This window comes from Lacticaseibacillus pantheris DSM 15945 = JCM 12539 = NBRC 106106 (assembly GCF_001591865.1).
In the GTDB taxonomy this organism is placed as follows: domain Bacteria; phylum Bacillota; class Bacilli; order Lactobacillales; family Lactobacillaceae; genus Lacticaseibacillus; species Lacticaseibacillus pantheris.
This window is the reverse complement of record NZ_BCVS01000113.1, coordinates 1-7171: the sequence shown is the minus strand read 5'-3', so window position 1 is coordinate 7171 and position 7171 is coordinate 1. Positions and strand designations below refer to the sequence as shown.

Genomic DNA, 7171 nt, shown 5'->3' with positions numbered 1-7171 from the left:
CCCCACGTAAGCCGCAGCTCACTGGCCCGACCTACGCTGCCGGTCTCCCGGCTGACGTTGACACAACCACTGCCCGCCACTATAATGAACGGGTTAGGATATGCCACGGTGGTTTTGGCGCCCATACAGGAACGGTCGGTAACTGCGAAGACCTGGGCCCGGCGCCGTGGTGCTCCCTGATACGAGCTGAATACAACTAATGAAGTGGTTAACGACAACATCGTTGCAACCGAGGTGGTACCGCGCACACGCGTCCTCGGGTTTGTAAGGATGTTTTTTGTTGTCATTCGGCGAGTAGCGGGTCATATCAATACGGCACGTCAACTTTGAGGTTGGCGGGACAGGAGAGTATCAATGAAGCAACTAAGCAGTGCCCAAGTACGGCAAATGTTTCTGGATTTCTTTAAGAGCAAGGGTCACGATGTGGAACCCAGCGCCAGCTTAATTCCTAAGGATGACCCCACGCTACTGTGGATTAACTCTGGGGTTGCTACCCTGAAGAAGTATTTTGATGGGTCCGTGATTCCTGACAACCCACGGATTGTTAACGCGCAGAAGTCCATTCGGACCAACGATATTGAAAATGTCGGTAAGACGGCGCGCCACCACACGTTCTTTGAAATGCTGGGGAACTTTTCCGTCGGTGATTACTTCAAAAAGGAAGTGATTCCGTGGGCGTGGGAATTTCTGACCAGTGATGAGTGGTTGGGCCTCGACAAGGATAAACTCTACATTACGGTTTACCCTAAGGATACGGATGCGCTCGAACTATGGGAGCAGGCTGGCGTTCCGGCTGACCACATTTACAAAGTTGAGGACAACTTCTGGGACATCGGTGGCGGTCCCTGTGGCCCTGACTCTGAGGTCTTCTACGACCGTGGTCAGAGCTTCAATAACGTCGCCGAGGACGACCCCGAAAACTATCCTGGTGGCGAGAACGAGCGTTACCTAGAGATTTGGAACATCGTCTTTTCCCAGTTTAATCACCTGCCAGATGGTCGCATTGTGGACCAGCCGCACAAAAACATCGATACCGGGATGGGCCTCGAACGGGTTGTGTCCGTGGTGCAGAACGCCCCGACCAACTTTGAAACCGACCTCTTCCTGCCGCTCATCAAGCAGACCGAGGAGATGTCTGCCGGCAAGCATTACGGCGACAACGCCACTGACGACGTTGCGTTCAAAATTATTGCGGACCATGCGCGTGCCGTCACCTTTGCGATTGGCGATGGCGCCCTGCCTAGCAATGAGGGGCGTGGCTACGTCCTTCGCCGCCTAATTCGTCGCGCCGTAGTTAACGGCAAGCGTTTGGGAATCAACCATGACTTCCTGTACCTGCTGGTGCCAACGGTGGGTAAAATTATGAAGTCATACTACCCTGAAGTACTGCAAAACAAGGATTTCATTCAAAAGGTAATCCAGTCTGAGGAGGCGCGCTTCCGTCAGAGCCTGGATGCCGGAATTAACATGCTGGACGGCGTGATGGCCAAAGTTAAGGCTACCAACGGCCGGCAAATAAGTGGGGACGACGCGTTCCTACTCTTTGACACGTACGGATTCCCGGTCGAGATGACGGGCGAAATTGCGGCCGATAACGGGTTAACCGTGGACATGGATGGTTTCAAAACCAACATGGAGGCGCAACGTGACCGGGCCCGCAAGGCGCGGGGCAACGCCCAATCGATGGGCAGCCAGGACACCGTGTTGATGGATATTAAGACTGACTCCAAGTTCACCGGCTGGACCAGCGTCCACGAGGACAACGCGGTGTTAACCGACATTATTCAAAACGACCAGGCGGTGACCAAAGTGGACGCTGGGACCGCGCAGGTGGTCTTCGCGAAGACGCCGTTCTACGCCGAAATGGGGGGCCAGGTTGCCGACTGGGGGACCATCAGCGACGCGCAGGGTAACGAGGTGGCACGGGTCACCGACGTTCAGCACGCACCCAACGGGCAGAACCTGCACACCATCACGGTTGAGGGCGAATTGCGGCAGGGTGCCAGCTATACTTTGGCGGTCGACACCCAGCGGCGGCACAAAGTATCGCTCAACCACACGGCCACCCACTTGCTCGACCAGTCACTGCGCAACGTGCTGGGTGAGCACACCCACCAGGCTGGTTCACTAGTTGAGCCTGACTACTTGCGGTTTGACTTTACCAACTTTGGTGAAGTGACCCAGGACCAGTTACGTCAGGTCGAACGGATGGTCAATGAGCAAATTTGGCGGGCACTGCCAATCACCGCGAAGGAAATGCCGATTGAGGAGGCCAAGCAGCTCGGTGCCATCGCCGTCTTTGATAGCAAGTATGGCGACGTCGTGCGGGTGGTTTCGATTGGCGATTTCAACCAGGAATTCGACGGCGGGACCCACCCACAGAATACGGCCGAGCTGGGGTTGTTCAAGATTACTAGCGAGAGCGGTATTGGTGCCGGCACTCGGCGTGTTGAAGCGGTCACCTCGAAGGAAGCCTTTGAGTACCTGACGGCCCAGGCTGACCAACTGAACGCAGTTAATGGTCAGTTGAAGGTAACGCAGGGCGGCGATACCGTTGTGAAGGTGCAGTCCCTGCAACAAGAACTGAAGGACGCGCAGAAGCAGGTTGAGTCCCTGCAAAGTAAGTTGGCGAGCCAGGCTGCAGCCGGTATCTTTGACCGCGTTGATCAGGCCGGTGACTTTACCATCATTGCCCAGTCCGTGAAGGTTGCCGGAATGAAGGAACTCCGACAGTTAGGTGATCAATGGCAGGACAAGGCCAGCTCCGACGTGTTAGTATTGGCCACGGCGGTAGACGGTAAGGTTAACCTGCTGGCAGCCGCTAGCAAGGATGCGATTGCCAAGGGCGTTAAGGCCGGCGACCTCATCAAGGCCATTGCACCAATGGTCGGTGGTGGCGGTGGTGGTCGTCCCGACATGGCCCAGGCTGGTGGTAAGAAGCCAGAAGGCATTGACGGCGCGCTGAAGCAAGCGCATGAATGGCTAGCCGCAAAATAGCTTGCGTTATGCGGATGAAAACGCTAAAATTTTTCGCACAGAAGGTTTGTACTTTGGCGAGCCATCAAGTAAAATTGAGCTAGACGAAACGAATAGAGGTGTTGGGTATGAGTTCATTAGACGAAACGGTTCACTTCAACTTCCGGGACAACAACCCGAAGAACGTCGAGGATACTTTGAAGACGGTCTACGATGCGCTGGAAGCACAGGGTTACGACCCGATTAATCAGATTGTGGGCTACCTGCTTTCGGGGGACCCGGCCTATATTCCTCGCTATAACGACGCCCGGAACTTAATCCGGAAGCACGAACGCGACGAAATTATTGAGGAATTAGTGCGTCATTACCTCGGTAAGGAGAAATAATGCGACTACTCGGCTTGGACGTTGGTTCCAAAACGGTGGGAGTTGCGGTTTCTGACCCGCTAGGCTGGACGGCCCAGGGCCTGGAAATTATTCCGATTGATGAGGAACGCGGCAACCTCGGTATGGGCCGGCTGAAGCAGTTGGTAGCTGAATACCAACCAGACGGCTTTGTACTGGGACTACCTAAAAACATGAACAACACCGAAGGTCCGCGCGTGACGCAGACCAAGGCGTACGCTGAACGGCTTGTGAAGAAGTTCGGTTTGCCCGTTGATTTTATTGACGAGCGGCTCACTACGGTTTCGGCGTACCGGGTGTTGATCGACGAGGCGGACGTATCGCGTCGTGAACAAAAGCAAGTCATCGACAAGATGGCGGCACAATTTATTTTGCAGAACTATCTGGACGCACGGGGCAAGCTAACCCAACAGAGTTAGACGCACCGGGAATGGAGGCCACAATGGCAGAGAACAAAGACGACATCCGCCCAGGCGCGGACGACCAGCAGATTACGCTGATCGATGACAATGGCAACGAAGAATTGTACAACGTGCTGTTCACGTTCGATTCCGATGACTATGGGAAGAGCTACGTGCTACTGTACCCAGAAGGCATCGACGACGATGACGATGACGTCCAGATTGAGGCGTTTTCCTTCACGCCGGATGAGAACGGGGATGCCAGTGCCGGCGACCTGTTCCCCATCGAGGATGATGACGAGTGGAACATGGTTGAGGAAGTCCTGAACACTTTCTTGGCCGACGAGGACATGCAGTAGACTGCGTGACCACTGGGCCGGGGTGCAGACGCATCCCGGCCCTTTGCGTTGTGGTAAAATTAAGAGCGAAATGATACGCCTGCGGGCAATGACGGATGGGGAAAATATGTTAACACTGATAATTCTATTATTTATCGCGTACGGGGCCTATGCTGGTGCACGCAAAGGGGCGGTGCTCCAAGGCATCATGTTTGCCGGGTACGTAGTGGTATTCCTGCTGGCCAAATTATTGGCGGGTGTGTTTAAGTCGACCTTCGAGTTGTGGATACCATACCCATCAGCCACCATGTCGAGCCACTTTGCTTTTTTCAGCCAGTCACTGGGGCTCCGGCTCGATGACCCATTCTACCTGGCCTTTTCGTTCATGTTTGTTTTTGCGATTGGTTGGGTAATCGTGCGGGTTGTAAGTCTTCTTCTGCACGAACTGGAATATTACCCGTTGCCCGCCAAGCAGAACCACTGGATTGGCGGCATTATCGGTGGGCTGGGCGCGTACCTGTTCGTGGTCATGGTGCTTTACCTTGTGGCGATGATTCCCGTTAGTGGCCTCCAGACCGCCCTGGAACATTCGCTGCTGGCAAAAATCATGGTGCCACATACGCCCATTTTCTCGTGGCTACTCCACACTTGGTGGATTGGCTAGTTAACCATGCATACGTAAATTTAGAAAGGCTTTTTAAAAATGAAACACAAAATATTAGGTCAGCTGGAGTTTGACCGTATCCAGGAGGCCGTGCGCTCAGAGGCAGTCACTGCACTCGGGCAAAAGTTGGCCGGCCGGATGCGTCCAAGTAGCGATCCCGACAAGGTTCAGCAACGACTAGACGAGACCGCCGATGGGGCCACCATCTTGCGCTTACGCGGTGGTCTCCCGGTGGCGGCGGTGCCGGACATCACGACCTCGTTAAAGCGGGCCGAGATTGGTGGCGTGCTCGATGGTACGGAGTTTGCGGGTATTGTCCGTGTCCTCCGAACAGTTACGGCCATTGATGACTTCCTGACGGATTTGCATGAGAACGTGGATCTGCGCCGGGTCTACCAGATGCAGGCACAGTTGACGCTGCTGCCGGGTTTGCTGCGGGAGTTACAGCGGTCGATTGATGAAGAAGGCAATGTCACTGATGAGGCTAGTCCTGAATTGCACGGTATTCGGCGGCGGATGCACGCGATGGAGCGCGATATACGTGAGCGGATGGAGGGCTACACCCGCGGCAACTCGGCGCAGTATCTGAGTGAACCCATCATTACTATTCGCGATGACCGGTACGTGATTCCGGTCAAAGCCGAAAATCGCGGCCGCTTTGGTGGGGTTGTCCACGACCAGAGTGCCACCGGGCAGACGCTGTTTATCGAGCCTCAAGCGGTGGTCGATCTGAATAACCGGATGCGGGAGACGCAGGTCGCCGAGCGTCAGGAAATTATGCGGGTACTGACGGATTTGTCGGCCAAAGTCGCGCCAGAAACCGACGGGCTGCGTACAGACGCGAGCGTGTTGGGCCATCTGGACCTCATTAACGCGAAGGCCCGGTACGCTGCGCTCATCAAGGCCACCGAGCCGACGATTAGTGATGCGGGTGTGGTGGACTTACGTCAGGCGCGCCATCCGTTGATTGACCAGCACAAGGTGGTGCCGAATGACATCGTGCTTGGTGGTGATTACCAGAGCATCGTCATTACTGGGCCCAACACGGGTGGTAAGACGGTGACGTTGAAGACGTTGGGCTTGCTGTCGTTGATGGCACAGGCAGGTCTATTTATTCCTGTGGATGAGCACAGTACGGTGAAGGTGTTCAGCAACGTCTTTGCTGACATCGGTGACGAGCAGTCCATCGAGCAGAACCTCAGTACGTTCTCGTCGCACATGACGAACGTGGTGGCGATTTTGCGTGATTTGGACAAAGACAGTCTGGCGTTGTTCGACGAATTGGGGGCTGGGACGGATCCCCAGGAGGGGGCCGCGCTGGCCATCTCCATTCTGGACGCGGTTGGGACTGTCGGCGCATACGTGGTGGACACGACGCACTACCCTGAGCTGAAGCTGTACGGGTACAATACGCCGGGAACGACGAACGCGTCGATGGCGTTTGACGGTGATACTTTGCAGCCCACGTACCGGTTACAAATTGGTGTGCCGGGACGGAGCAACGCGTTTGAAATTTCGACTCGGCTGGGGTTGGACCAGACAATTGTGGACCGGGCAAAGTTGTTGATTAGTGACGACGAGCACGACCTGAACAACATGATCGCCGACCTAGAAAAGGAACGGCAGGCAGCCGCGATGACCGACTCGGACCTCCAGGAGAAGTTGGACGAGGCGACGAAGCTGCACGGTCAGTTACAGGCGGCGTATGCGGACCTCAAGATGCGGCAGGACAAGGAGTTACAGGCTGCGCGTGATCAGGCCAACAAGATGGTGGCGGACACGCAGGCGGAGGCCGACCAGATTATCAAGTCGTTGCGGAAGATGCAGCGGGGTGGCGCGAACGATGCGGGTGTCATTGACGCGCAGACGCGGTTGCACCAGCTGCACCAGGACACGCCGTTAGCGAAGAATAAGGTGCTGAAGAAGGCGCGGAATACGGCGGCTTTGCGTGCTGGTGATACGGTGAAAGTGTTACAGTATGGCCAGACGGGGACGTTGCTGAAGCAGCAGGGTAACCACGAGTGGCAGGTACAGGTCGGCATCATGAAGATGGCGGTACCGGAGTCGGGCTTGGAAAAGGTGGGGACGCCGGAGACGGAGCAGCCACGGACGGCCCGGACACACGTGCAGGGAGCTGGTAGTGGGCCATCGACGACGTTGGACTTGCGTGGCCAGCGGTATGCCGAGGCGATGAGCAACCTGGATAAGTATATTGATGAGGCGTTGTTGGCGAACTACCCGACGGTGACGATTATTCACGGTTTGGGTACGGGGGCCATTCGCAACGGGGTGACGGAGTACTTGAAGAAGAATCGCAATGTGGCCCGGTTCGGGTACGCACCGGCGAATGCTGGTGGGTCGGGGGCGACGATTGTGGTGTTTAGGTAG

At 55.7% G+C, this 7171-nt stretch carries 6 protein-coding genes; all 6 read left to right on the top strand.

The annotated features are described in order from the left end of the window. Positions 1-354 precede the first annotated feature (354 nt). Positions 355-2997: an alanine--tRNA ligase gene (gene alaS, locus LPA02S_RS09910; protein ID WP_056957023.1), complete on the top strand. Its 2643-nt coding sequence runs from the start codon at positions 355-357 to the stop codon at positions 2995-2997. Positions 2998-3104: 107 nt separating this feature from the next. After that, positions 3105-3362, top strand: a complete 258-nt coding sequence (locus LPA02S_RS09905; protein WP_054650527.1) for an IreB family regulatory phosphoprotein — start codon at positions 3105-3107, stop codon at positions 3360-3362. Beyond that, complete coding sequence (gene ruvX, locus LPA02S_RS09900) at positions 3362-3799, top strand: Holliday junction resolvase RuvX (protein ID WP_054650529.1); 438 nt, start codon at positions 3362-3364, stop codon at positions 3797-3799. Before LPA02S_RS09905 ends, ruvX begins: the two co-directional genes overlap by 1 nt. A 23-nt stretch (positions 3800-3822) precedes the next feature. After that, positions 3823-4140, top strand: coding sequence for a DUF1292 domain-containing protein (locus tag LPA02S_RS09895; RefSeq protein ID WP_054650531.1), 318 nt, complete (start codon positions 3823-3825; stop codon positions 4138-4140). A 106-nt stretch (positions 4141-4246) separates the two neighbouring features. Beyond that, positions 4247-4783 (top strand): CvpA family protein, encoded by a 537-nt coding sequence (locus LPA02S_RS09890; protein WP_056957022.1) that lies wholly within the window; start codon positions 4247-4249, stop codon positions 4781-4783. A gap of 39 nt (positions 4784-4822) precedes the next feature. Further along, a complete protein-coding gene (locus LPA02S_RS09885; protein WP_056957021.1) occupies positions 4823-7171 on the top strand; it encodes an endonuclease MutS2 in 2349 nt (782 codons plus the stop codon).

Bases quoted from the DNA above. Each gene is read 5' to 3' on its own strand.
- alaS (WP_056957023.1), top strand. From the start codon at position 355: ATGAAGCAACTAAGCAGTGCCCAAGTACGGCAAATGTTTCTGGATTTC.
- LPA02S_RS09905 (WP_054650527.1), top strand. From the start codon at position 3,105: ATGAGTTCATTAGACGAAACGGTTCACTTCAACTTCCGGGACAACAAC.
- ruvX (WP_054650529.1), top strand. From the start codon at position 3,362: ATGCGACTACTCGGCTTGGACGTTGGTTCCAAAACGGTGGGAGTTGCG.
- LPA02S_RS09895 (WP_054650531.1), top strand. From the start codon at position 3,823: ATGGCAGAGAACAAAGACGACATCCGCCCAGGCGCGGACGACCAGCAG.
- LPA02S_RS09890 (WP_056957022.1), top strand. From the start codon at position 4,247: ATGTTAACACTGATAATTCTATTATTTATCGCGTACGGGGCCTATGCT.
- LPA02S_RS09885 (WP_056957021.1), top strand. From the start codon at position 4,823: ATGAAACACAAAATATTAGGTCAGCTGGAGTTTGACCGTATCCAGGAG.